Source organism: Ensifer sp. 22460, from assembly GCF_052044935.1.
Taxonomy (GTDB): domain Bacteria; phylum Pseudomonadota; class Alphaproteobacteria; order Rhizobiales; family Rhizobiaceae; genus Ensifer.
The window spans coordinates 88,739-109,769 of sequence record NZ_JBQENZ010000026.1 but is presented as its reverse complement, the minus strand read 5'-3'; the positions used below and the strand labels follow the sequence as shown (position 1 = coordinate 109,769).

The window sequence follows — 21,031 nt, the reverse complement described above, 5'->3', positions numbered from 1 at the left end:
CAATGTCCAAACAGGCGACTACCCTGCCCAAGGGCTTCCGTGGCGACATGCCAAATGGCTTCAACCCTCAGGACACGTCTCATCTCACAAGTGAAGATCTGGCGCATGTCGCCAGGCGGCAAAGGCTCCTCGGGCCAGCTTATCGGCTCTTCTACAAGTCCCCGGTTGAGATCTCCCGTGCGAAGGGCGTCTTCCTCTATGACAAGCACGGCAACGAATATCTCGACGCCTACAACAACGTGGTGTCGCTGGGTCACTCTCATCCGCGTGTCGTTGAGGCGATCCAGAAGCAGCTCGAGATACTCTGTACCCACACGCGTTACATGCAGGAGCCGCTGCTGGACTATGCCGAAGCCCTGATCAATACGTTCGGTGGCGAACTCGGCCGGACCGGATGCGCGATGTTCACATGCACGGGCTCGGAAGCCAACGATCTCGCCTTGCGGATCGCGCGTTACCACACACGCAAGACCGGCGTCATCGTCACGGCGGAAGCCTATCACGGCAACAGCGGCGCGGTGGCGGCAATCTCGCCGTCGCTCGGCAGGAGGTCGGCTCTGGATCCCTATCTTCGCACGGTCGCCGCGCCGGATTCCTATCGCCTGCCCGTCGAGGAAATCGGCCGGCGGATGGCGGAGGATGTCGCGCGGCAGATCACCGACATGGAGCGGCATGGCGGCGGCCTAGCGGCCTTCATCGCGGATTCCGTCTTCTCCTCCGATGGTCTCTACGTCGATCCGACGGACGTATTGGCGCCAGTGGCGGAAGTTGTGCGCAAGGCTGGCGGCCTGTTCATTGCCGACGAGGTGCAATCCGGATTCGGGCGAACCGGTACCCATCTTTGGGGCCACAGCCGTCACAAGGTCGATCCGGACATCGTCACAATGGGCAAACCCATGGGCAACGGCTATCCCGTTGCCGGCGTGGTGCTGCGGCCCGAACTCGTTGCCGAATTCGGATCCAGCATGCGCTACTTCAATACGTTTGGCGGCAACTCCGTCGCTATCGCCGCTGCAAGAGCCGTGCTCGACACGATCCTCGAGGAAGGCCTGTTGGACAATGCCGTCAAGGTCGGCGGCGAAATCCTCGACGGCCTCCGGGACCTTCAGAAGAAATATGAATTCGTCGGCGATGTTCGCGGGGCCGGCCTCTATTTCGCCGTCGAACTCGTCAAGGATAGAGACCGAAAAACGCCGGACATGGACCGTGCGCTTGCAGCCGTCAATGCCTTGCGCGACCGGCGCATCCTCATCTCCGCGACGGGAGCGGACGCGCATATCCTGAAGATCAGGCCCCCGCTCATCTTCACATCGGCCAACGCGGTGCGTCTGCTCGAGGGCGTCGACGAGGTGCTTCGGTCCGTGCAGATCTAGGACCGCCACCATGCGCCCAGGAGGCACAATATCATCTCCCTTGCCCTACGCCGCCGCATGTGGCGTAGGTAGACGAACATGATCAATGAACAAAGACAAGCCATGCCGCCGCAGCCCGCCGAGAATCAAGTCGAAGATCCAGAGATGAACGTCGAGCCCTTGCCCACCAGCGCGGTGGAAATCCTTACCCATGCCTTGCGACGGCGCATCTTGTCGGGGGATTTCCGACCTGGCGAGTTCCTCCGCGACGTGAAGATGTGCGAAGAGCATTCGACCTCGCGACACACATTCCGTACAGCAGCCCAGGTGCTCGTCACCCAGGGCCTGCTGCGTCAGATACCGAACCGAGGCTTTGTGGTGCCCGAATTCGGACCAGACGATATTGTCGATATCACGCGCGTGCGCGGCGCCATCGAGGGCGAGGCCATTCGTCTGATAGTGCTGACCGGCGTCATCCCATCTCAGGCGCTGGACGCGGTCGACGTCATGCACAGGTCGACTCTGTCCTCCGACAGATCCCTGCTGGTTGCTGCGGACCGCGACTTCCACCGCGCGATCATCGCCGCCAGCGGTAGCGCTCGGCTGAAGCGGACCTATTCGGACCTCGAGGGCGAGATCGAGCTCCTCCTCGCACAGCGGCAGGATTTCTACGCCACCGCCGAAGAGATGGCGGAAGAACACGAGCGGCTCATCAACAGCTTGAGAAGCCGCCACTACGATACGGCGCGGGACGCGTTCCAGGAGCACTGGGAAGATCTCCAGATCAAGTTGCTCGATCAACGCTGAGCAGCGCTCCGCGCAGCAAGCACCGTTTCGGATGCTTTCTCTCCGACTCCGCCAGAGCCTGCTTTTCGGCGTAGTTCCGGCGTCGACGCCAATCGCATGGCGCCGAAGGCGCAGTGACGGCCGGTGCCAGACCGGAAAGGCGCTCGATGGAAGATGGGCGATCGCAGGTGATCGCGATGCTTTCGTTGGCGTCGAAAACACCGGGCGCGCTCGTGCCGATCACGACACATCTGCCTTTCGGCGGGGATGGCAAATGCCGCGGAACGGTCAACGCGGGTTCGGCACGGCCCAATGCAGCGTCAAAGATCAGGCGCAATGACACCGCGCATGAACCAGCTCGCGCGCCACGATCGTAATGCGATTTTCATAGCGACCTGCCCAACTCACCACATCACCAACATCCGCGTAATCCTCATCAGCGGGAGCTCGCCAGAAGCGCGTAGTTGCGGTGTACGTGGGTTTGACGGACGAACCTGCCCTGGTGATGGGCGAGCAGGAAATCGATCAGGGGCCTTGGTTTCGGAATCGTTTCTCGCTGCCACCGGGCCGATGACCAGCCCACGGCCAAATCCGGATGGAGCGAAGTCCTGAATCTCGCCGTCATCGCGAACGACAGTGAACTTATCAGTGCCGTACGGTCATGGCCGCTTGCCTCGCGATCCAGCGCCACCAAGTTGGCATGATCGCCGCTCTCGCTCCATGTTACATGGGCCGGCGCCTCCACCCGCAACGGCTCACCCAGGTGCTGCACGGTCTCGCCAGTCGCAGCGAAACCCACCTTCTCCTAGAGCGGAAGACCTTCCTGCGTCGTCACCAGATAGCAGGTGGCGCTCCCGCCTCAGCAAGCGCCCCTTCCAACATCTAACGGCCGCGGTCGCGGCATTGCGGCATCGACGATGACCACGTCGATGGTGGCGACGTCTAATCAGCCAATAGCCTGGCTCGCAAGACAGAAAGTTTGAACGGCCCGTGTTTCAGATTGACCCGAAGCGCCGCGGACCATCGCAACGACGGTGCCCTCCCGAGGCAGCCCCCAGTCTTCGAGCGGTGACGAAAGGCCGGTCTGTTCGGGGATATCGACTCGCACAATGCGACCTTTCTTGCTGGAGAGGACGAAGGCAAGCAGGTCCCTAGCCTGTTCCGAGTTTTCCGCAACGACAGGCCCCACGACTTCACCCTTTCCGAACAACCGCGTTGCCGCAAATGCGACGATACGATCACCTTTCCGGATGGCGGCGAAACTACCCTCCTTCGCCAGAGCATTGTGTACCGAGTCACGGTCGGCCCCGAATCCCGCACGATCGAGCGCTTTGATTTCCGGCAGCGCTTCGGGCCCGACCCAGTCAACATATTTTGGGGCGTCGACGTGACTGGCGACCCCTTGGTGGCGGACAATCTGGTGCGTCGCGACGAATCCCAGTTTTTCATAAATAGGCAAGCCGTCATTCGTCGCCGTCAATCGGCATTCACGATCACCAGCGAGTTCCAACACGGCGGTGGTAAGTTTTCTTCCCACGCCCCGGCCACGCTGGCTTTCGTCGACAATAATCATGTTAATGGCCGCGCAAGTGTCGCCGAAGGGGGTCATGAGGGCGGTACCCACAACCCGGTCGCTCCCAAGCGCAACGCGTCCCTCGCTCAGAGACCATATTATTTCCCAGTCTTCCCTCCTGTGCGCCCAGCCCGCTGCACGCGACAGCGCGAGGGCTCCGCCCAAATGGTGAGCCTCGAAAGGCGCAAGAACGATCGATTCCGTTGGCATCAGTTCATCCATTCGTGGGTCTCTGGCTCTCCAGTGACAAGAGCGACGGGTCTATGAAGCCGCGGCCAGAATCGAGATTCCTGGCCGGACGAGCGACACGGATACAATAAGCCGCGTAAAGACGGCGGGCGGAATAAACCGCCCATCCGATTTCAAGAGGCGCCGACCGAACGGCTTGCCTGCCGCATCGTAAAACGGCATCGGTTGCTCGAATGATCACGTAACGGTGACGAAGATCTTCCGCACAGTCTCGATTGTCTTCCAAACCCCGACGTAGCCCGGCTTCATCACGAAGCTGTCGCCCGCGCGATAGATGACCGGGTCCTTACCATTCTCCGTCAGTTCGATTACACCATGCACAAGATGACAAAATTCAAACGTCTCGCCCTTGATGGAGTGCGTTTCACCGGGCGTCGCCTCGAAAACACCGGTATTGACCTTGCCATCCTTGGCGGTGTCCTGGAGCCACGTCTTGAAAGCGGGGCTGCCCGAAATCAGGCGATCCGGCTCGGCTGTTCTATGCTTCGGCTCGAAGGATGGATTCGGGTCGATGGTTTTCAATAGGGACATTCATCTCTCCTATTCTTGCGGCAGATCCCTGCGGCATTATTCCGTGTTTCGAGCCTGCCTGACGTCGGCACGTGATCGCCAACTGGTAACCAGCGTTGCTCGCGACGACCTACCAGGTCACCGCAATGTACTTCGTTTCGAGGTATTCGAGCATGCCGTGATGGCTGCCTTCGCGCCCGAGGCCGCTCTGCTTCATGCCGCCGAACGGCGCCGCAGCGTCGGAAACGACACCGCGGTTAATTCCGACCATCCCGCTCTCAAGTCTGCCGGCGACTGCAAGCACACGCTTGAGGTCTCGGCTGAAGATATAGGACACAAGCCCGTATTCGGTGTCGTTGGCCAAATCGACGACCTCGTCCTCGGTATCAAACACAATCACTGGCGCAACCGGACCGAAGATTTCTTCGCGAAGTATCTCGGCGTCCGGAGAGACATTGGCGAGAACGGTTGGCAAATAATAGAAACCCTCGCCACTCAGCCTGTTACCCCCCGTCACCAGCCGGGCTCCCTTGGCGATCGCATCGTCTACCAGACGCCCCACCTTGGTCACAGCGGCATCGGTGATCAGTGGGCCAAGCTGCGTATCGGGTGCCAGTCCCGGTCCGACGTTGAGCGCTGCCATCTCCTCCGCGAAGCGCCGAATGAAGTCAGCAGAAATTCCCTTTTGAACGTAGAAGCGGTTTGCGGCCGTGCAAGCCTCACCGCCGTTGCGCATCTTTGCAACCATTGCGCCGGCGACCGCCGTTTCCAGGTCGGCATCATCGAATACAATGAAAGGCGCGTTGCCGCCCAATTCCATTGAACAACTGATGACCTGGTCCGCGGCCTCGCGCAGCAGTATCCTGCCAACGCCGGTCGAGCCGGTGAAAGACAGCTTCCGGACCCGCTTGTCATGCAGCATTGCGCTAACCACAGGGCCGGCTTTTTTCGTGGGAACGATGTTGACCACTCCGGCAGGAACACCTGCCTGCCGCATGAGTTCTCCGATCGCGAGCGCCGTCAGAGGCGTCTCGGCTGCCGGCTTCAGGATGCACGTGCAGCCTGCAGCCAATGCCGGAGCAATTTTTCGCGTCGCCATCGCTGCCGGGAAATTCCACGGCGTTACCAATACGGCGATACCAATCGGCTCATGGCTCACAATGATCTGGTTTGCGCCCGAAGGGGCTGAGCCAAATTCACCGGGAGCCCTCACAGCCTCCTCGGCATACCAGCGGAAAAACTCGGCCGCGTAGGCGACTTCCGATCTCGCGTCGGGGAGCGCCTTGCCGTTTTCTACCGTTATCAGTTGCGCCAGCCACTCTGCCTGTTCGAGAAGAAGGTGAAAACACTTCATGAGAACATCCGCGCGCCGGCGCGGCGGAGTTGCTTTCCAGGCGGCAGCTGCCTTTTCCGCCGCGTCGACGGCCGCCATTGCATCCGGGATGTCGCCGTCACAAACTGTCGCAATTGCTTCAGCAGTCGAAGGATCGATCACATCAAAGGTCCGGCCACTCTTTGCCGAAACCCATTCGCCGCCGATGAAGAGTTGAGTGGGAGCTTCGCATGCTACAGCCGCCTGCGCAGTCGCACGGCTTGTTTCAAGTGTAGGAGTTGCTTTCACGTTCACCACCATTCGCTACCAATCAGGATCGTTGTGCGATCAATATAGAATTGGTTTAGCGATTGGTGTCAATATAGATCAAATTGGTCTCGCGGATTATTTTCGAATTTTTGAAACCGTGCTCCCGCTGCGTGAAAAAGGAGCTAGAAATGGCAGGCGTTCTCTCTCTCCTAGCTAAAGGGAGAACGCCTGCGAAAGGAGCTTTCTTGGTCGACGTGATTAGCTTCATGCGGGGCTTTTGGAAGCGCTCCTGCCCTACTTGATAAGCCGCCTCTCGGCTTCAGTTTGATGCAGCTGCCTCAAACGCCATGACGCTGATAGGTGGGCAAGGGCGAGGTCCGCTGCGCAGCACCCGCCCGCAAATTCCCGCACCGTTTTCGATTCAGAAGAGGCCTGCTTCCTTCTTAGGATGAAGCAGCCCTGGAACGAGCGCGCACCTTGCCTTGTTCAACTCGCCGGGGTCTTCATCTAGCACTTTGAGTGACCTCGCGCACCGCTGCGATAGCCTCGTCCACGGCGACACGATCGACGTCGAGATGGGTGACCCAGCGCATTCGCCCACCTGGCCAAAAACTCGCCGCAATGCCGCGCTCACGCAGCGCCTCGGATAGCCGCGTCGCCAGCTCGGGCGCGAGCTCAACAAAAACCATGTTGGACTGCGGCGGTTTAACCGTCAGTCCTGTGATTTCCGAGAATCCTTTGGCGAGAGCCTTGGCGTTGGCATGATCGTCGGCGAGACGTTGCACATGATGGTCGAGGGCGTACAGCCCCGCCGCCGCAACTATTCCTGCCTGCCGCATCCCTCCGCCAAGCATCTTGCGCCAACGGCGTGCCCGCCCGATCAACCTGACATCCCCGACGAGCACTGATCCGAGCGGCGTCCCGAGCCCCTTTGAGAGGCACACCGACACGCTATCAAAACCCTCAGCCAAACAAGCGACATCCACGTCGAGCGCCACGGCCGCGTTGAATATCCGCGCACCATCAAGATGAGTGGCGAGCTTCCGATCCTGTGCAAACTCGACGACCTCGTCCAGATGACCTCGCGGCAGTACCCGCCCCACGAACGTATTCTCGATCGTGACAAGTCGTGTGACCGCAAAATGCGGATCGTCCGCCTTGACGGCCGCGTGAAGGTCGTCGAGGTGGATCGTCCCATCCGCGCGGACCGGCAAAGGCTGCGGCTGGACCGAGCCGAGCACGGCGGCGCCCCCAGCTTCCCACAGATAGGTATGGGCCTCATTTCCACAGAGGTATTCCTCTCCGCGCTGGCAATGGCTAATGATCGCGGCCAGATTGGCCATGGTACCGGTCGGCAGCAGCAGCCCCGCTTCTTTGCCGAACAACTCGGCAATGCGCGTTTCGAGCGCCTTAACCGTGAAATCATTCCCCAACACATCGTCGCCCACCTCGGCGGCCGCCATCGCCGCGCGCATTTGCGCGGTTGGGCGGGTGACCGTATCGGAACGGAAGTCGAGACGGATAGCATTGGCTTGCATGATCGGGACCCTATCGGTTTGGCTGTATTGGTTATACTAGCGAGAGGATAGGCTCGGACTATCGAAATAAACTGACGGATTATGGTGATAGAGGATCACCAATCATGCGATCTAGCCGCGTCGAGTCATGGCGCCATATGTGCGTTGCAACTGCTTTTGGCCACCACCTGCAACATCGATCTTTGGCTCGATCTCTCGCGGCCTGTCTGCAATCGCCTGCGGCCCTGTGACGTCACATATGCTGCCTCGCCTTCACAGCATGCGGCTGCAGTCTTCCATGGAGACAACGTGCGGAACGTTGCCCTCTTGTCCTACTCTGCAGATTCGAGGAGCTGCGCTTCAGGAGAGCGCCGCCTCGACCGATCCTCCGTACTTCGAGATGGAAATTGATTTGATTTCAAACATACCGGTGATAGTTTGTCACCAATGAAGCGTTCGGACATTCCATCCCTCGATGATCTGCGTGCCTTTGAGGTCGTAGCGCGACTGGGTTCCGTGCGTGCCGCTGCGGGTGAGTTGAATTTGACGCACGGCGCTGTCAGCCGGCGCGTTGCGAAACTTTCCGAACACCTCGGCATTCGTTTGCTGGAAGTTGATGGGCGTGGCCTAAGGTTGACGGGAGAGGGTTCACGGCTCGCGCAGGCGACGACAGACGCTTTGTCCCTCGTTTCGGCGGCGCTGGAGGATATCCGCAAAGTCGACCTGTCACCGCCGATCGTCGTCTCATGCGAACGATCCGTCGCCATGCGATGGCTGATCCCGCGCCTCTCGGAATTTCAGGATCGCCATCCCGAAATCGACTTTCATCTTTCTGTCGGTGGTGGGGGGTTCGATTTCGCGCGCGACCGTATCACCCTTGCGATCCGCAGGCTGGATTTCGCGATCGATGCGAATTGGCAGATCGAACGGCTGATCCAGGAGGAAGTCGGTCCTGTCATGGACCCCGCCATGGCGGATCGGTTTGCTTCCGGCGATTACGTCGCGCTTGCCGCAAAGACCCGGCCGGATGGATGGAAGAAGTGGTCCATCGCCCATACGGACGCGCCAAAGCCGCGCTCAATGCGCTTTCTTGACCATCATTTCCTGATGGTGGAGGCCGCAGCCAGCGGTCTTGGTGTGGCCATGTGCCCAAAGATCATTGCCATTGACGATATCCGCAAAGGCCGCCTGACCGCACCGCTCGGCTTTCACCCTGATGGTTCACATTACGGCGTTATTCGTTCCGCGCTGGCGAGGAGGACGGCTGGAATCGATCAATTCGTGTCTTGGCTCCTCGCCACCATCCAAGAAGATTTCTATGCTGCGTCATGAGAGAAGCGATGGAGATGAGTCGGTTCGCCTGGATTCGTCAGAGCTGTCCAGGCTCCGGAGGATCGGGTAGATTAAGAGGCGAGGTCAAAGACCTCTCCCATGACGGCTCCTTCAATTATGCCTTTGGGGGTCCGAAACTTTCTCAAGGCGATGAGCAGACGTGCTCGTTCGGGTGGACTCTTGGCAAAGACAGAGTGGCGTATGAGGCGCAGGCGCCGCACATTCTGAGCTAGCTAAGCTAGTCTCCAGTGCAGGGTGAACGGCCCCAAATGCAGACCTTTGGCCGCCGAATCGGCAGTCAGGTCGCTGAGGCCTCGGCGGCAAAGAGCCGACCAGCATCAACTTTCAAAGAACGTGCCGGCACTTCGTTCTTCGGCGCGCGCAAACGCCAGCGTGGCAACAGCGGTATCCTGAACACCGGTCCCCGTGAGATCGGCTATGGTGATGTCCGAGGCACTTCTGCGGCCTGGTCTGGCGCCCGCAACGACCTGACCTAGTTCCGGAAAATCAGCGTCACTTGCGACGAGACCTGCGTCGATGGCATGGCGCAATTCACCCAGTCTTCGCGTTTGTTTGAGGCTGTCAGCCACGTAAACATCTGCCGCTTTGATAGCGATGGGGTCAATCTCGTTCTTATGTTCTGCGTCCGAACCCATGGCGGTCAGGTGCTGTCCGGGTTCGAGCCACGAGGCTTCGACAATCGGTCGGTCGGCAGGTGTCGTGGTGACGACGATCTGTGACCCGGCGATCGCGCTTCGCGGATCCTCAAATGCGGAAATAGAAAGATTTTGTCTTGCTCCGAGCTGCTCAACGAGCGCTTGCGCCCGCCGATAATCACGCGCCCAAACGCGGATCTCTCGAATAGGCCTCACCAGCATGAGGGCCTCGAGTTGCAGTCTGGCCTGAACGCCCGCTCCGAAGACCGTTGCGATCGACGCGTCCTTCCGTGCCATATGGTTTGCCGCGACAGCGCCAGCGGCCGCTGTGCGAACGTCGGTGAGGTAGCCATTGTCCAGCAAGAGAGCCTGCACCAAACCGGTTTTGCTCGAAAGCAAGACGATAAGACCGTTGGTGCTCGGAAGCCCGATCTTCGGATTATCAAAGAAACCCGGGCTGACTTTGATGGCAATGCTGCTCAAACCAGGAATATAAGCCGTCTTCACATCGACTTCGCCCCTGCTGTCGGGCACGTCGAGGCGCAAAATCGGGGGCATCTGAACCGCGTTTTCCAAGGCCAATGCGCGAAAGGCGTTTTCAACGCAATTCACCGCATCCATGTCGAGCGGAACGATGGTTCGAAGCTCTGGCTCGGTCAATATCCTTATTTTCGGCATCAGTTTCCCTCACAAATTGTGTCAAGGCCGTTGGCCACCTTCATGTGCAACGCCATGTCGATGTTCCCGCCCGAAAGAATGGCAACGATCGGGCCTTCAACCTGCGCCAGTTTAACCGAGAGCAGCGCAGCAATGCCGACTGCCCCAGCACCTTCGATTATCTCACGCTCACACGCGTAGGCGTGACGTATGCCGGCGGCTATCTCGCGCTCGCTAACAAGCACCACGTCGTCGAGAAGGGTTTTGCACATCGGATACGTCCAGGCATTGGCCAATCCGATGCCGCCGCCGAGCGAGTCGGCGAAACTTCGATACTCCTCAACCTGGACCGGGTGCCCCGCATCGATGCTAGCCTTCATCGCCGCTCCCCTTTCCATAGTTATACCGATCACCTTGGCATCCGGTCGTACCGCCTTGACAGCCGCCGCGACGCCTGCTGCCAAACCGCCGCCAGACAGGGGAACGAGAACCGCGGCGACGTCAGGCATCGCCTCGACGATTTCAAGTCCGACGGTGCCCTGGCCGGCGATGATCCAGGGGTGATCAAAGGGGGGAATCATGCTGAGGCCCTCCTCGGCGACGAGACGATCAACCTCAACCTGCGCTTCATCTTGGGATGACCCAACGATCCGTACGCGAGCGCCGAGCCGGCGGATTTCAGCCACCTTGTTTTCCGGCACGAGGTGCGACATGCAAATGGTCGCTCGGGAGCCAATCGCGCCGGCGGCATAGGACAGCGCGCGTCCGTGATTGCCAGTGGAAGCCGCAACAACGCCTCTATCCCGCTCGGATTGGGTGAGCTGCAACACTGCATTGGTTGCTCCACGAAGCTTGAAGCTTCCGGTCAACTGGCGATGCTCCAGCTTCAGGCTGACCTGCGTCCCGGCCAGTTCGGACAGTGCCGCCGACATGACGACAGGCGTGATGCGGATGTGCCTGCTGATGCGCTCGCGCGCCTGCTCGATCGTTTCCAGACTAATCATGTCTGTTCACCTCAGCTCCGGCCTTTGCCAGTTGTTGTCTGCTGCGCGTAGCGTCAACGCAGGGGCTTGATTGCAAGAGGACGGCACGAACCTTTTTCGGCGCCGTGGCGGACTTGCAGAAACGAGTATGGCATCTGAACCTCAGCCCTTCAGGCGTCTGAGGAGCATCTTCCTGTCGTGGCGCGCATACATCGAGTAAACGATAGGAATGAACCAGGGTTTGCCGTTGAAGAATGGCACGGCCCTGGGAGCGGCATCGAAATCGAACGCAGAGCGCGATTGTTCCGCGTCACCGAGGATCTTGAACGCCGCCTTCTTGCCCAGCCATCTGGCCCACACGACACCGGAGCCGCAATAGCCGGTCGCATAGACTGTATTTCCGCGGGAGACCAGGCGCGGGATCATGTCGCGGTTCATGGCGACATAGCCGAACCAGCTGTGCGTAAGACCTACTCCTGCGAGTTCGGGAAAAAGCCGAGCAAGTTCGCTTTGCAGATGTGCAATCGGAGCGGCGGAGTCTCCTTCAGTCGTCCCGTCGCGTCCGCCGAACAGGATCCGAGATCCATCGTGCGACGGCCGATAATAGTAACTGAGCTTACGCAGGTCGCCATACATCATGCGTGGCGGCATCAGCCGATCCATGACCTCTCTGTCGAGCGGTTCAGTCGCAATTATCCTGCTGCGGACAGGGACAAGGCGGCGACGGAGCCACGGGTCGAAACCGTCGGTGTAGCCATCCGTGCAGACAAGCAGCTTTCTGGCGAAAACCTCTCCGCGCTGCGTTTGAATTCGCACGCCTCCGGCCTCGCTGGTCGATCCAAGGACTGCGGTATTTTCGTGTATGACCGCCGTCGATGAACTTACCAGACCGATCATGGCCGCAAGAAGCTTGGCCGGTTGCAGCCCACCGATGTCTTTGCGCACAAGGCCTCCCACATAAAGGTCGGTTCCGATGAACTTCGGGACATCTGCCCTTTCCACCGGATATGCCTCGATGCCGAGATTCTGATGCAGAAAGTCTGCCTGACGACGAAGTTCGTCGGCTTGATCACCCGTCATGGCCCCGTTGAAGGCACCAGACAGCGAGAAATCACATTCGATATTCTCGTCTCTGAGAAAGCGCCAGAGATCCTCTCGCGCCGCCTTGCCTTCCAGGAGGATGGCTTGTGCCCTCTCCTGCCCGAACCGCCCGACCAGATCCCTGCGCCCCGGGCGGATGCTTCCGCTGGCCATGCCCCCATTGCGGGCCGATGCCGCCAGGCCAAGGGCCTGACGGTCGAACAGCTGGACATGCTTGCCGGCACGGGCAAGTTCGAGCGCCGCCGACAAACCAGTGTACCCTCCCCCAACGATCGCCACGTCGCACGTCTTCTCGACGTTCCGCGGTGGCAGGGCGGGAAACGTGCTGTCTTCCCACCAGTAGGGCGTGGACTTAACGGGATGCGGTTGAGCCTGGGCCATGAGAGCTTAAGTTCCGGAGAGATGATTTGAAGTGATGAGGGCTTAGTCTCGGCAGACCCAGAGCTTTCGAGTCGTTTCGATCACCCTCCAGGTTCCGACGAATCCCGGATGCATGGCGAAAGCGTCGCCTGCAACAATGCGCCGCGGCGCACAGCCATCCTCGATCAGTTCGGACACGCCCGAAAGAATGACACAGAATTCGAAAGTTTCACCCTTGATCGATCGGTAGGCGCCGGGCGTCGCTTCCCAGATGCCGGAGCGAACGACGCCGTCGCCTGTCTGCGCGATGTCCCAGGCGAGAAACTGCGGATTTCCCTCAACCAACCTTTCAGGCGCGGGCTGGCCTTTACGCGGTTCAGGCAGATTGTCGTAATCGACGAAAGTGAGTTTGGACATTGGAAGACCTTTCTTGGATCTGTTTATCGGGCAAACGACAGGCGCCGTTCGAGGAGTTTCAAGCCCGTCAAGACGACGACGTTTATGGTGAGATAGAACGCTGCGGTGATGATGAAGATATCCATGATCGCGAAAGTCTCGCTCATGAGCCGCTTCGCATATCCGGTGATTTCCAGAACGGTGATCGTCGACGCGAGGCTGGATTCCTTCACGATGATCGCCGCTTCGCTGCTATAGGCGGGAAGTGCCTGGCGCACGGCTAGGGGAAACTTCACCCTGCTAAACACGTGCCACGGGTGCATGCCGCAGGCTTCTGCCGCCTCGATAAGTCCTTTCGGCAAGGAGAGGAAAGCCGTGCGGAAAATCTCCGCCGTGTAGGCACCTGTGTTGAGCACCACGGCAAGGATTGCAGCGTTCAGCCCGTCTCCGATCATCCACCACAGAGCCGGGTTCTGACGAATAAAACTCACCTGGGCCAAGCCGTAATAGATGACGAAAACCTGTACCAGCATAGGCGTGCCGCGGAAGATCGCGCAGTAAGCGTCGCATACGCGGCGCAATGCTCGGCTCCTCGAGCACCGCGCGAGCCCGACGGCTACACCAAAGGGAAGCCCGATACCGACGCCGAATACGGCGATCAGCAACGTCGTCTTGGCACCTGTGACAAGGAACGGAACGGCATATGCAATTATCCCAAGATCCATGTCATCGTCCTCGGAAGCCGCGGTCGAGCGCACGTTCTGCGCGGGAAAACGCGGTTTGACTGACTGCGGTCATGCAGAAGAAGAGTGCCGCAGCGATGCAGTAGAAAAGCAGCGGGGACCGCGTGATTCCTGCACCGATGGCAGCCGTCCTCATCAATTCCTGTAAGCCGACGACGGAGACGAGCGACGTATCCTTGATCGTCATCTGCCAGACGTTGTTGATCCCGCCAAGCGCCAGCCGCAGTGCCAGCGGGAACGTGATGTGCATAAACGTCACCCCTCTTGGCAAGGCGAGTGACTGAGCGGCTTCCAGCAGACCGTAAGGCACCGCCTGAAGCGCACCCCGGATAACTTCAATCGAATAGGCACACGAAATGACGGCAATCGCGATTACCCCGACGATGTAGGGGTATGCGTTGTCAGCCGAGTCCTGGTAGCCGAACGCAGCCGTAATCGCCTTCACCCACTCGATCGACCCGAAAAACAGGAGATAGATGACCAGCAAGCCCGGAACGCCACGAACAAGAATGCTGTACCCGTCGACAAGTTGCGAGACGACCACGACCTTCCGCCAGCGCATGATGGCTAATGGTGTTGCGACCAGAAAACCGAGTGCCATCCCGATCAAGCCGATCGCGATCGTGACGACACTTCCTTTCAGTAGTGCGAGCGCCCAACTCTGCTCCACCATCAACATCCAAAGGTCACCCAACATGGACACAATCCCCGTGACCTGCCTTGGGCCGTGCCAAGGCAGGCTTCATGTTCGAAACGATCACTTCTTGCAGGAAATCGTGTAGTCGTCCTGGAACCAATGCATCGAGGATTCCTTGACCTTGCCATCGTTGATCATCTTGCAGAGGGCGGCATCGACCTTGTTCTTGAGTTCGGTATTGCCCTTGCGCATCCCGACTCCCATGCCATGGCCAAGAACGTCTGGGTCGTCCATGGCCATGATCTTCAGGTCGATCCTGGCGAAGTTGGCGCCATCAGGCGTTGCGAGAAAATCCATCCATGTTGGCGAATCCGCGAAGGCAACGTCGATACGGCCGCTCGCGAGATCGGCGGTCAGCTGAGTGACGGCGTCGTATGTCTTAAGATCGGCGCCGTGCATCCGCTTCTCCATGAACCTGGCGTAGGTCGTCCCGGTGACGACGCCGACACTCTTGCCCTGGAGGGCCTTCTCGATTTCGGCGAGGCTCTTGAGACCTGCAAACGGGGAGTCCTTGGCGACAGCGAAATAGAGCGGTGTCGTCGCATAGGGGATGGAGTAGTCGATCTTCTTCTGACGTTCGGCGGTGATACCAAGGCCGGAAATGATGACATCAAAGCGATCGCTATCCATTGAGGGCACCAGCGAGCTGAATGTCTGTACGACGAATTCGCACTTCAGTTTCAGCTCGGCGCAGATGCCGTTGGCGATATCGGCGTCGAAGCCCGTTACGTTGCCGCTCGGATCGGCCATGCTGAACTTTGGCGCATCGCCCTCCGTCCCGATGCGTAGAACGCCGTCCCTTGCCGACGCGCCCGTTGCCAGTGCGCAGACGAGAAGGCTGGTTCCGAATGCTGACTTGATGAGATTGCTGTTGATCATGATTGTTACCCCTTATGGTTTTCGTTGTAGCGCGCGCTTTCACGCGTTGGTCGTCATCACTGTCGATAGAAACCGCTTCACCCCTTCCGTCGCGGGATTTCGAAACAATTCCTTCGGCTCGTCATCCTGCTCAAGGCGGCCGTTTTGCAGGAATATCATCCGGTTCGACACATCGCGTGCGAACCGCATTTCATGCGTGACGAGGAGGATCGTAGCCCCCGCTTCTGCCAGCGCCCTTACGACTTTCAGCACTTCACCCACGAGCTCGGGGTCCAGTGCAGATGTCGGCTCATCGCACAGCATGAGTTTTGGTTTCATTGCCAGAACACGCGCGATTGCGACGCGTTGTTGCTGCCCGCCCGAAAGCTGTTGCGGGTAGCGGTCACGGAAACTCGCCATGCCGACTTTCGACAAGGCCGAGAGCGCAACCTCTTCGGCGTCTTTCTTCCCGAGTTTCAGCACCCAAACGAGTGCCTCGGTCACGTTGGACAGGACGCTCAGGTGAGGCCAGAGATTGAAGTTCTGGAACACCATGCCGATCTGTCTGCGAAGGCTCCTGATATCGCGACCGTTGACGATCTGGCTTCGGCCGCGCTCATCATTGACGACGGAGACGGACTGGCCCATGCACTCGATCCGACCTGATGTCGGCGTCTCCAGTAAATTGATACAGCGAAGTGCGGTGCTTTTTCCACATCCGGACGACCCGATCAGAGAAATGACCTCACCTTCTCTCATGTCGAAGCTGATACCATCCAGCACCTTCGTCGATCCAAACGTCTTTGTGAGTTCGTGAACCTTTAGAATTGCGTTCATGCGCAAAGCCTCAGACGATTGCCCATTCGTTATCCCGCCACCAGTCCTTGGGAGTCCAGTTCCCGCAGCACCTCGTCAACGGCAGCCCTTGCAATCGCAACCATTTCGTCGATTTCCGCCTCCGTCATCACAAGTGGCGGTGCAAAGCCCAGAACGTCTCCATGCGGCATTGCGCGCGCAATGAGGTTGCGATTGCGAGCGGCCTGGGAGATGCGCGCGCCGACCTTAAGGCCCGGATCGAACGAAGCCCGGCTACCGCGATCGGAAACGAACTCGATGGCTGCAAGCATGCCGACACCACGAACTTCCCCTACGATCGGGTTCTGCTCGAACTCTGCCTTCAGCCGTTGCAAAAGATAAGCGCCTTTCGTCGCGGACTGGCCCGCCAGATTTTCACGCTCGACGATATCAAGCACCGCGTTCGCGGCCGCTGCGCCGATCGGATGTCCGGAATAGGTGTAGCCGTGTGAGAAGGAGCCCACACGCGGCGTCGCCTCCTCCATGACCTCGTAGACTTTCTGCGAAACGATGGCCGCCGACAGGGGCACATAGGCTGACGTCAAGCCCTTGGCGACGGTGATCAGATCGGGATCCATACCGTAGAGATCCGAACCGAACATGGCACCGGTGCGGCCAAACCCGCAGACCACCTCGTCGGCAATCAACAGCACGTCGTACTTCTTCAGCACAGCCTGGATCTTCGGCCAATATCCTACCGGCGGCGGCGTAATGCCTCCCGTTCCGAGGACCGGCTCCGCTATGAAGGCGCCGACAGTGTCCGGCCCTTCGGCGAGAATAAGCGCTTCCAGCTCGTCAGCGCGACGCTGTGAAAAGGCTTCCTCGGTCTCGCCGGGCATCGCACCGCGATAGAAATGCGGGACGCCGGTACGCAGAATCCCCGAAACAGGCAGATCCATATGGTCGTGGTAAAAACTCAAGCCTGTCATGGAACCGGAAACCACGGAACATCCATGATAGCCACGCTCTCGCGAGATGATCTTCTTCTTTTGCGCTTTCCCGCGCAGATTGTTGTAATACCAGACGATCTTCGCCTGCGTCTCATTCGCGTCCGAACCCGACAGTCCGTAGAAGACTTTCGACATGTTGCCTGGCGCCATTCGCACCAGTCGATCCGAAAGTCGCGCGAGCTCCTCGGTCGTGTGCGCGGCGTACGAATGATAATAGGCAAGCTTGTAGGCCTGCCGGGCGATCGCTTCGGCGACTTCGGTCCGGCCGTAGCCGACATTCACGCAATAGAGGCCGGCAAACCCGTCCAGATATTCTCGGCCGGATGCGTCGCGAATACGAACGCCTTTCCCAGTCTCGACGATGGTAGGATCGGTCTCCCCGGCGGCGTAATTTTTAAGGTAGGTGAACGGATGCAGAACGGTCCTGCGGTCCATCTCAGCTATTTCAGCAGTGTTGGTCATTTCTTAATTCCTCATGCAGCGAGGTCATCGTCGGGCTGAACGTTTCTGCCGCCTCTGTCTTGTCCGTGAAGCGTAGAAGTATTGAGACGACGAATTCCGGCGTAGGTATTGCTGGGACGAGGAATTCCTGCTTTTTATGGCTGCCAAACGATGAAATCCTGCGGAGTTTCCCATGCGGCTCGATCGCCTAGATGCTCGTCTTCTCAGTATCGTGCAGGTTCAGAACAGGCACAGCAGCGAGGAGCTCGGTGCGATGGTTGGTCTTTCGGCCACTGCGGTGCAGCGCCGCCTCAAGCGGCTGCGTGAGGCGGGAGTGATTGAGGCGGAGATTGCGGTTGTGAAACCCAAATCTGTCGGCCGGCCCATCGCAATGCTTGTACTGGTCACGCTCGAGCGCGAAAGAGCGGACATCGTCGACCGGTTCAAGCAATCGATCCGGCAGACGGCGGAAGTGATGAACGGCTACTATGTAACGGGAGATGCGGATTTCGTCCTGATTGTCACTGCAGAGAGCATGGAGGACTACGAGGTCTTTACCCGCAAGTTCTTCTATGAAAATCCCGATATCAAGGGCTTCAAGACAATGGTGGTGATGGACCGCGTCAAGACCGGCTTTTCAGTTCCTATCGACTTTGATCACTTTTCCTGAGGTTTCTGCCGACAGCCAGTCAGACGCGTCCTCTTTGCGGAAAGATAGACACTCCTACGAATTTGCATCGGCATGCCGGCTTTCTTCGCCCGAAGCATTTGTCCGTCCGTGTGCTCGGGCCGGGCAGACCGGAACGCGCCAATCGGGCAGCATCATGAGCAAAATGCACGGCAGATTGGTCTGTTTGTGCCCTTCCGACTGAGCGATTCGCATCTGATGATTTGCGCACAAATCGCTTCCTCGGAGACAACCGCATGAAAATCTACAATATTGCCCTAATCGGATTTGGTGGCGTCAACCGCGCGTTGGCCGAGCTCATAGCAAAGAAGAATCCTCTGTGGGAGCGGGATCTCGCATTCCGCCTGAACATCGTTGCGGTCAGCGATCTCCATCTGGGCTCCGTCGTTTCGCCGAACGGTCTGGATGCCAAAACCCTCATCGAGGCGAATTTCGCGAAAGGCGGTTTTGGCCGGCTCTCCGGCGGCAATGCCGAGGCCGACAACGAAGCCATCATCAAGACGGCGCCTGCCGACATCGTCGTGGAGGCGACATTTACGAACCCGACGGACGGCGAGCCCGCGGTTTCGCACTGCCGCTGGGCTCTCAACTCGGGCAAACATGTCGTCACCACGAACAAGGGCCCCGTTGCAATCGCGGGTCGGGAGCTGAAGGCCCTCGCGACGGCGAACGGCCTTCATTTCGAGTATGAGGGCTCCGTCATGAGCGGCACGCCCGTCATAAGGATGGCAGAGAAGACCCTCGCCGGCGCGGAGATCAAAGGGTTCGAAGGAATCCTCAACGGCACGTCGAACTTCGTCCTCGGCCGCATGGAAGACGGTCTCGACTTCGCCAGCGCTGTCGCGGAAGCGCAGGCGCTGGGCTATGCCGAAGCCGATCCGACCGCCGACGTCGAAGGTTTCGACGTTCGCCTGAAAGTCGTGATCCTGGCAAATGAGCTGCTGGGAGCAAATCTCAAGCCGGGGGATGTCTCCTGCAACGGCATCTCCAAGCTTTCGCCCACCGACATTCAAGCAGCTACCAAAGCTGAAAGCCGTTGGAAACTGGTCGGCTCGGCAGTTCGCAATGCCGACGGGACGATAACCGGCAGTGTCGCGCCCAAACAGCTTGCCCTTGGACATCCGCTCGCCGGCGTCAACGGCGCTACCAACGCAGTATCGCTGGACACAGAGCTGCTTGGCCCCGTCACCGTTAGCGGCCCGGGCGCCGGTCGAATCGAAACCGCCTACGCACTGCTGTCCGACATCGTGGCTATACACAATGCCCAGTCGGCAAATTTCGCGAAGGAGGCAGCCTAATGCCCGGTCTAGCGCTGAAAACCACCTCATCCAACGAGATCATCGTCAATAATCCGTTCGACGGCAGTTTGGTCGGCGCGATCCGGGAGACCAGTGCGGACGCTGTGGACCTGTTGCTCGAACGCGCCAGACGCGGCGCGCAGGCTGCCCGGTCGCTTCCCCGCCACCAGCGCTCTGCAATTCTCGAAAGGGCCGCAGCCACCATCGAAGAACGCAAGGAGGAGTTTGCGCTCCTGATTGTGCGGGAGGCGGGGAAGACAATTGCCCAGGCGCGCACGGAGGCGACACGCTGTGTTAACACACTGAAACTCTCCGCCGAAGAAGCCAAACGGAATGCTGGCGAAGTCATTCCGTTTGATGCCTATGCTGGATCGGAATCTCGTCAGGGCTGGTATACCCGTGAGCCGCTAGGGATCATTACGGCAATCACGCCTTACAACGATCCGCTCAATCTCGTGGCACACAAGCTTGGCCCGGCCATCGCCGGCGCAAATGCGGTACTTCTGAAGCCGTCGGAACTTGCCCCTCTCTCGGCCATCAAGCTAGTGGACGTGTTAATCGAAAGCGGTTTGCCGGACGAGGTCATCACGGTCGCTGTCGGCGGCCCCGAACTGGGCAAGGCGCTCGTTTCGGCCAAAGACGTGCGCATGATCTCCTTTACAGGGGGATTTGTCACGGGCGAGGCGATTGCAAGATCTGCAGGCATCAAGAAGCTCGCAATGGATCTCGGTGGCAATGCGCCGGTTATCGTGATGGAAAACAGCGATGTTGATGCCGCCGTGGAAGATTGCGTGTCAGGAGCCTTCTGGGCGGCTGGCCAGAACTGCATCGGAACGCAGCGGATCCTCGTGGAGCGCTCGGTCTATGAACGGTTCAAGACCGAGTTCGTGGCCCGAACCGTCCGGATGAAGACTGGCGATCCGATGAACTCCGAGACTGACATGGGCCCGATGATCTCCGAAAGCGCGGTGAACCGCGCCGCCGCCATGGTGGAACGAGCAATCGCTGCCGGCGCGACGCTCCTCTGCGGTCACAAGCCAGCGGGCACGATCTATCCCCCGACCGTCCTGGAAAACGTATCGGCGACGTGCGACTTGCTGAATGAAGAAGCCTTCGCCCCGGTCGTCATACTGCAGCCGTTCGATGAACTTGAAGAGGCAATACAACTGGCTAACACGCCGGAATACAGCCTGCACGCCGGAATCTTTACGAACGATCTTGCCAGTGCCCTCGAGGCCGCCAAGCGGATCGATGCCGGCGGTGTCATGATCAACCAATCGTCGGACTATCGGTTCGACGCAATGCCGTTTGGCGGGTTCAAATACGGCAGCATGGGACGCGAAGGCGTGCGCTTTGCTTATGAGGACATGACCCAGCCGAAGGTCGTCTGCATCACGTCGCTGCAGCACTGATCGCCGGCGCCGGCGCCGCGCCAATCTGAACCCAT

Annotated in this window: 20 protein-coding genes; 6 read left to right on the top strand and 14 right to left on the bottom strand. The window is 59.2% G+C overall.

Annotation, left to right across the window (positions count from 1 at the left end; all coding sequences use genetic code 11):
- Positions 1–2: 2 nt before the first annotated feature.
- On the top strand, positions 3–1,373 hold the full coding sequence (locus tag ACTJKM_RS27470) for an aspartate aminotransferase family protein (protein WP_113398639.1): 1,371 nt from the start codon (positions 3–5) through the stop codon (positions 1,371–1,373).
- A gap of 78 nt (positions 1,374–1,451) precedes the next feature.
- Positions 1,452–2,159 (top strand): GntR family transcriptional regulator, encoded by a 708-nt coding sequence (locus tag ACTJKM_RS27465; protein WP_440661388.1) that lies wholly within the window; start codon positions 1,452–1,454, stop codon positions 2,157–2,159.
- A gap of 415 nt (positions 2,160–2,574) precedes the next feature.
- Here the strand turns inward: ACTJKM_RS27465 and ACTJKM_RS27460 are convergent, their stop codons facing one another.
- The 5 genes from ACTJKM_RS27460 to ltaE all read right to left on the bottom strand — a co-directional run bounded on the left by ACTJKM_RS27460 (position 2,575) and on the right by ltaE (position 7,590).
- Positions 2,575–2,937 (bottom strand): hypothetical protein, encoded by a 363-nt coding sequence (locus tag ACTJKM_RS27460; protein WP_440661387.1) that lies wholly within the window; start codon positions 2,935–2,937, stop codon positions 2,575–2,577.
- 147 nt (positions 2,938–3,084) lie between these two features.
- Positions 3,085–3,933, bottom strand: a complete 849-nt coding sequence (locus tag ACTJKM_RS27455) for a GNAT family N-acetyltransferase (protein ID WP_440661386.1) — start codon at positions 3,931–3,933, stop codon at positions 3,085–3,087.
- A 204-nt stretch (positions 3,934–4,137) separates the two neighbouring features.
- A complete protein-coding gene (locus ACTJKM_RS27450) occupies positions 4,138–4,491 on the bottom strand; it encodes a cupin domain-containing protein (protein WP_113398643.1) in 354 nt (117 codons plus the stop codon).
- A gap of 109 nt (positions 4,492–4,600) precedes the next feature.
- A complete protein-coding gene (locus tag ACTJKM_RS27445) occupies positions 4,601–6,103 on the bottom strand; it encodes an NAD-dependent succinate-semialdehyde dehydrogenase (protein ID WP_162752516.1) in 1,503 nt (500 codons plus the stop codon).
- A 452-nt stretch (positions 6,104–6,555) separates the two neighbouring features.
- Positions 6,556–7,590 carry a low-specificity L-threonine aldolase gene (gene ltaE, locus ACTJKM_RS27440; protein ID WP_440661385.1) on the bottom strand — a complete coding sequence of 345 codons (1,035 nt, stop codon included), beginning with the start codon at positions 7,588–7,590 and terminating at the stop codon, positions 6,556–6,558.
- 426 nt (positions 7,591–8,016) lie between these two features.
- On the opposite strand from ltaE, the gene ACTJKM_RS27435 reads away from it, so the two are divergent.
- Positions 8,017–8,901 carry a LysR substrate-binding domain-containing protein gene (locus ACTJKM_RS27435; RefSeq protein ID WP_162752517.1) on the top strand — a complete coding sequence of 295 codons (885 nt, stop codon included), beginning with the start codon at positions 8,017–8,019 and terminating at the stop codon, positions 8,899–8,901.
- 338 nt (positions 8,902–9,239) lie between these two features.
- Here the strand turns inward: ACTJKM_RS27435 and eutC are convergent, their stop codons facing one another.
- The 9 genes from eutC to ACTJKM_RS27390 all read right to left on the bottom strand — a co-directional run bounded on the left by eutC (position 9,240) and on the right by ACTJKM_RS27390 (position 17,619).
- Positions 9,240–10,235, bottom strand: a complete 996-nt coding sequence (gene eutC, locus ACTJKM_RS27430) for an ectoine utilization protein EutC (protein WP_113398647.1) — start codon at positions 10,233–10,235, stop codon at positions 9,240–9,242.
- Complete coding sequence (gene eutB / locus ACTJKM_RS27425) at positions 10,235–11,218, bottom strand: hydroxyectoine utilization dehydratase EutB (RefSeq protein ID WP_113398648.1); 984 nt, start codon at positions 11,216–11,218, stop codon at positions 10,235–10,237. The genes eutC and eutB overlap by 1 nt, the downstream gene beginning before the upstream one ends.
- Before the next feature lie 141 nt (positions 11,219–11,359).
- Positions 11,360–12,679 (bottom strand): NAD(P)/FAD-dependent oxidoreductase, encoded by a 1,320-nt coding sequence (locus tag ACTJKM_RS27420; protein WP_440661384.1) that lies wholly within the window; start codon positions 12,677–12,679, stop codon positions 11,360–11,362.
- 42 nt (positions 12,680–12,721) lie between these two features.
- Positions 12,722–13,075: a cupin domain-containing protein gene (locus tag ACTJKM_RS27415; RefSeq protein WP_113398650.1), complete on the bottom strand. Its 354-nt coding sequence runs from the start codon at positions 13,073–13,075 to the stop codon at positions 12,722–12,724.
- 23 nt (positions 13,076–13,098) lie between these two features.
- Positions 13,099–13,779 (bottom strand): ABC transporter permease subunit, encoded by a 681-nt coding sequence (locus tag ACTJKM_RS27410; RefSeq protein ID WP_113398651.1) that lies wholly within the window; start codon positions 13,777–13,779, stop codon positions 13,099–13,101.
- Position 13,780: 1 nt separating this feature from the next.
- Positions 13,781–14,494, bottom strand: a complete 714-nt coding sequence (locus tag ACTJKM_RS27405; RefSeq protein WP_113398652.1) for an ABC transporter permease subunit — start codon at positions 14,492–14,494, stop codon at positions 13,781–13,783.
- Positions 14,495–14,554: 60 nt separating this feature from the next.
- Positions 14,555–15,373: a transporter substrate-binding domain-containing protein gene (locus ACTJKM_RS27400; protein WP_440661383.1), complete on the bottom strand. Its 819-nt coding sequence runs from the start codon at positions 15,371–15,373 to the stop codon at positions 14,555–14,557.
- Between the two features lie 39 nt (positions 15,374–15,412).
- Complete coding sequence (locus tag ACTJKM_RS27395; protein ID WP_113398654.1) at positions 15,413–16,189, bottom strand: amino acid ABC transporter ATP-binding protein; 777 nt, start codon at positions 16,187–16,189, stop codon at positions 15,413–15,415.
- A gap of 29 nt (positions 16,190–16,218) precedes the next feature.
- Positions 16,219–17,619 (bottom strand): aspartate aminotransferase family protein, encoded by a 1,401-nt coding sequence (locus ACTJKM_RS27390; RefSeq protein ID WP_113398655.1) that lies wholly within the window; start codon positions 17,617–17,619, stop codon positions 16,219–16,221.
- Positions 17,620–17,791: 172 nt separating this feature from the next.
- On the opposite strand from ACTJKM_RS27390, the gene ACTJKM_RS27385 reads away from it, so the two are divergent.
- The 3 genes from ACTJKM_RS27385 (at position 17,792) to ACTJKM_RS27375 (ending at position 20,996) form a co-directional block, all read left to right on the top strand.
- On the top strand, positions 17,792–18,268 hold the full coding sequence (locus ACTJKM_RS27385) for an Lrp/AsnC family transcriptional regulator (protein ID WP_113398656.1): 477 nt from the start codon (positions 17,792–17,794) through the stop codon (positions 18,266–18,268).
- Positions 18,269–18,522: 254 nt separating this feature from the next.
- Positions 18,523–19,584 carry a homoserine dehydrogenase gene (locus ACTJKM_RS27380; protein ID WP_113398657.1) on the top strand — a complete coding sequence of 354 codons (1,062 nt, stop codon included), beginning with the start codon at positions 18,523–18,525 and terminating at the stop codon, positions 19,582–19,584.
- Positions 19,584–20,996, top strand: a complete 1,413-nt coding sequence (locus ACTJKM_RS27375; RefSeq protein WP_440661381.1) for an aldehyde dehydrogenase family protein — start codon at positions 19,584–19,586, stop codon at positions 20,994–20,996. The genes ACTJKM_RS27380 and ACTJKM_RS27375 overlap by 1 nt, the downstream gene beginning before the upstream one ends.
- The last annotated feature ends 35 nt before the right edge of the window (positions 20,997–21,031 follow it).

Excerpts from the sequence above, each read along its gene's own strand:
- ACTJKM_RS27420 (WP_440661384.1), bottom strand. The coding sequence starts at position 12,679 with ATGGCCCAGGCTCAACCGCATCCCGTTAAGTCCACGCCCTACTGGTGG.
- ACTJKM_RS27405 (WP_113398652.1), bottom strand. The coding sequence starts at position 14,494 with ATGTTGGGTGACCTTTGGATGTTGATGGTGGAGCAGAGTTGGGCGCTC.
- ltaE (WP_440661385.1), bottom strand. The coding sequence starts at position 7,590 with ATGCAAGCCAATGCTATCCGTCTCGACTTCCGTTCCGATACGGTCACC.
- ACTJKM_RS27375 (WP_440661381.1), top strand. The coding sequence starts at position 19,584 with ATGCCCGGTCTAGCGCTGAAAACCACCTCATCCAACGAGATCATCGTC.
- ACTJKM_RS27385 (WP_113398656.1), top strand. The coding sequence starts at position 17,792 with ATGCGGCTCGATCGCCTAGATGCTCGTCTTCTCAGTATCGTGCAGGTT.
- eutB (WP_113398648.1), bottom strand. The coding sequence starts at position 11,218 with ATGATTAGTCTGGAAACGATCGAGCAGGCGCGCGAGCGCATCAGCAGG.
- ACTJKM_RS27380 (WP_113398657.1), top strand. The coding sequence starts at position 18,523 with ATGAAAATCTACAATATTGCCCTAATCGGATTTGGTGGCGTCAACCGC.
- ACTJKM_RS27465 (WP_440661388.1), top strand. The coding sequence starts at position 1,452 with ATGATCAATGAACAAAGACAAGCCATGCCGCCGCAGCCCGCCGAGAAT.
- ACTJKM_RS27455 (WP_440661386.1), bottom strand. The coding sequence starts at position 3,933 with ATGGATGAACTGATGCCAACGGAATCGATCGTTCTTGCGCCTTTCGAG.
- ACTJKM_RS27470 (WP_113398639.1), top strand. The coding sequence starts at position 3 with ATGTCCAAACAGGCGACTACCCTGCCCAAGGGCTTCCGTGGCGACATG.
- ACTJKM_RS27395 (WP_113398654.1), bottom strand. The coding sequence starts at position 16,189 with ATGAACGCAATTCTAAAGGTTCACGAACTCACAAAGACGTTTGGATCG.
- eutC (WP_113398647.1), bottom strand. The coding sequence starts at position 10,235 with ATGCCGAAAATAAGGATATTGACCGAGCCAGAGCTTCGAACCATCGTT.
- ACTJKM_RS27450 (WP_113398643.1), bottom strand. The coding sequence starts at position 4,491 with ATGTCCCTATTGAAAACCATCGACCCGAATCCATCCTTCGAGCCGAAG.
- ACTJKM_RS27415 (WP_113398650.1), bottom strand. The coding sequence starts at position 13,075 with ATGTCCAAACTCACTTTCGTCGATTACGACAATCTGCCTGAACCGCGT.
- ACTJKM_RS27445 (WP_162752516.1), bottom strand. The coding sequence starts at position 6,103 with ATGGTGGTGAACGTGAAAGCAACTCCTACACTTGAAACAAGCCGTGCG.
- ACTJKM_RS27390 (WP_113398655.1), bottom strand. The coding sequence starts at position 17,619 with ATGACCAACACTGCTGAAATAGCTGAGATGGACCGCAGGACCGTTCTG.
- ACTJKM_RS27435 (WP_162752517.1), top strand. The coding sequence starts at position 8,017 with ATGAAGCGTTCGGACATTCCATCCCTCGATGATCTGCGTGCCTTTGAG.
- ACTJKM_RS27410 (WP_113398651.1), bottom strand. The coding sequence starts at position 13,779 with ATGGATCTTGGGATAATTGCATATGCCGTTCCGTTCCTTGTCACAGGT.
- ACTJKM_RS27400 (WP_440661383.1), bottom strand. The coding sequence starts at position 15,373 with ATGATCAACAGCAATCTCATCAAGTCAGCATTCGGAACCAGCCTTCTC.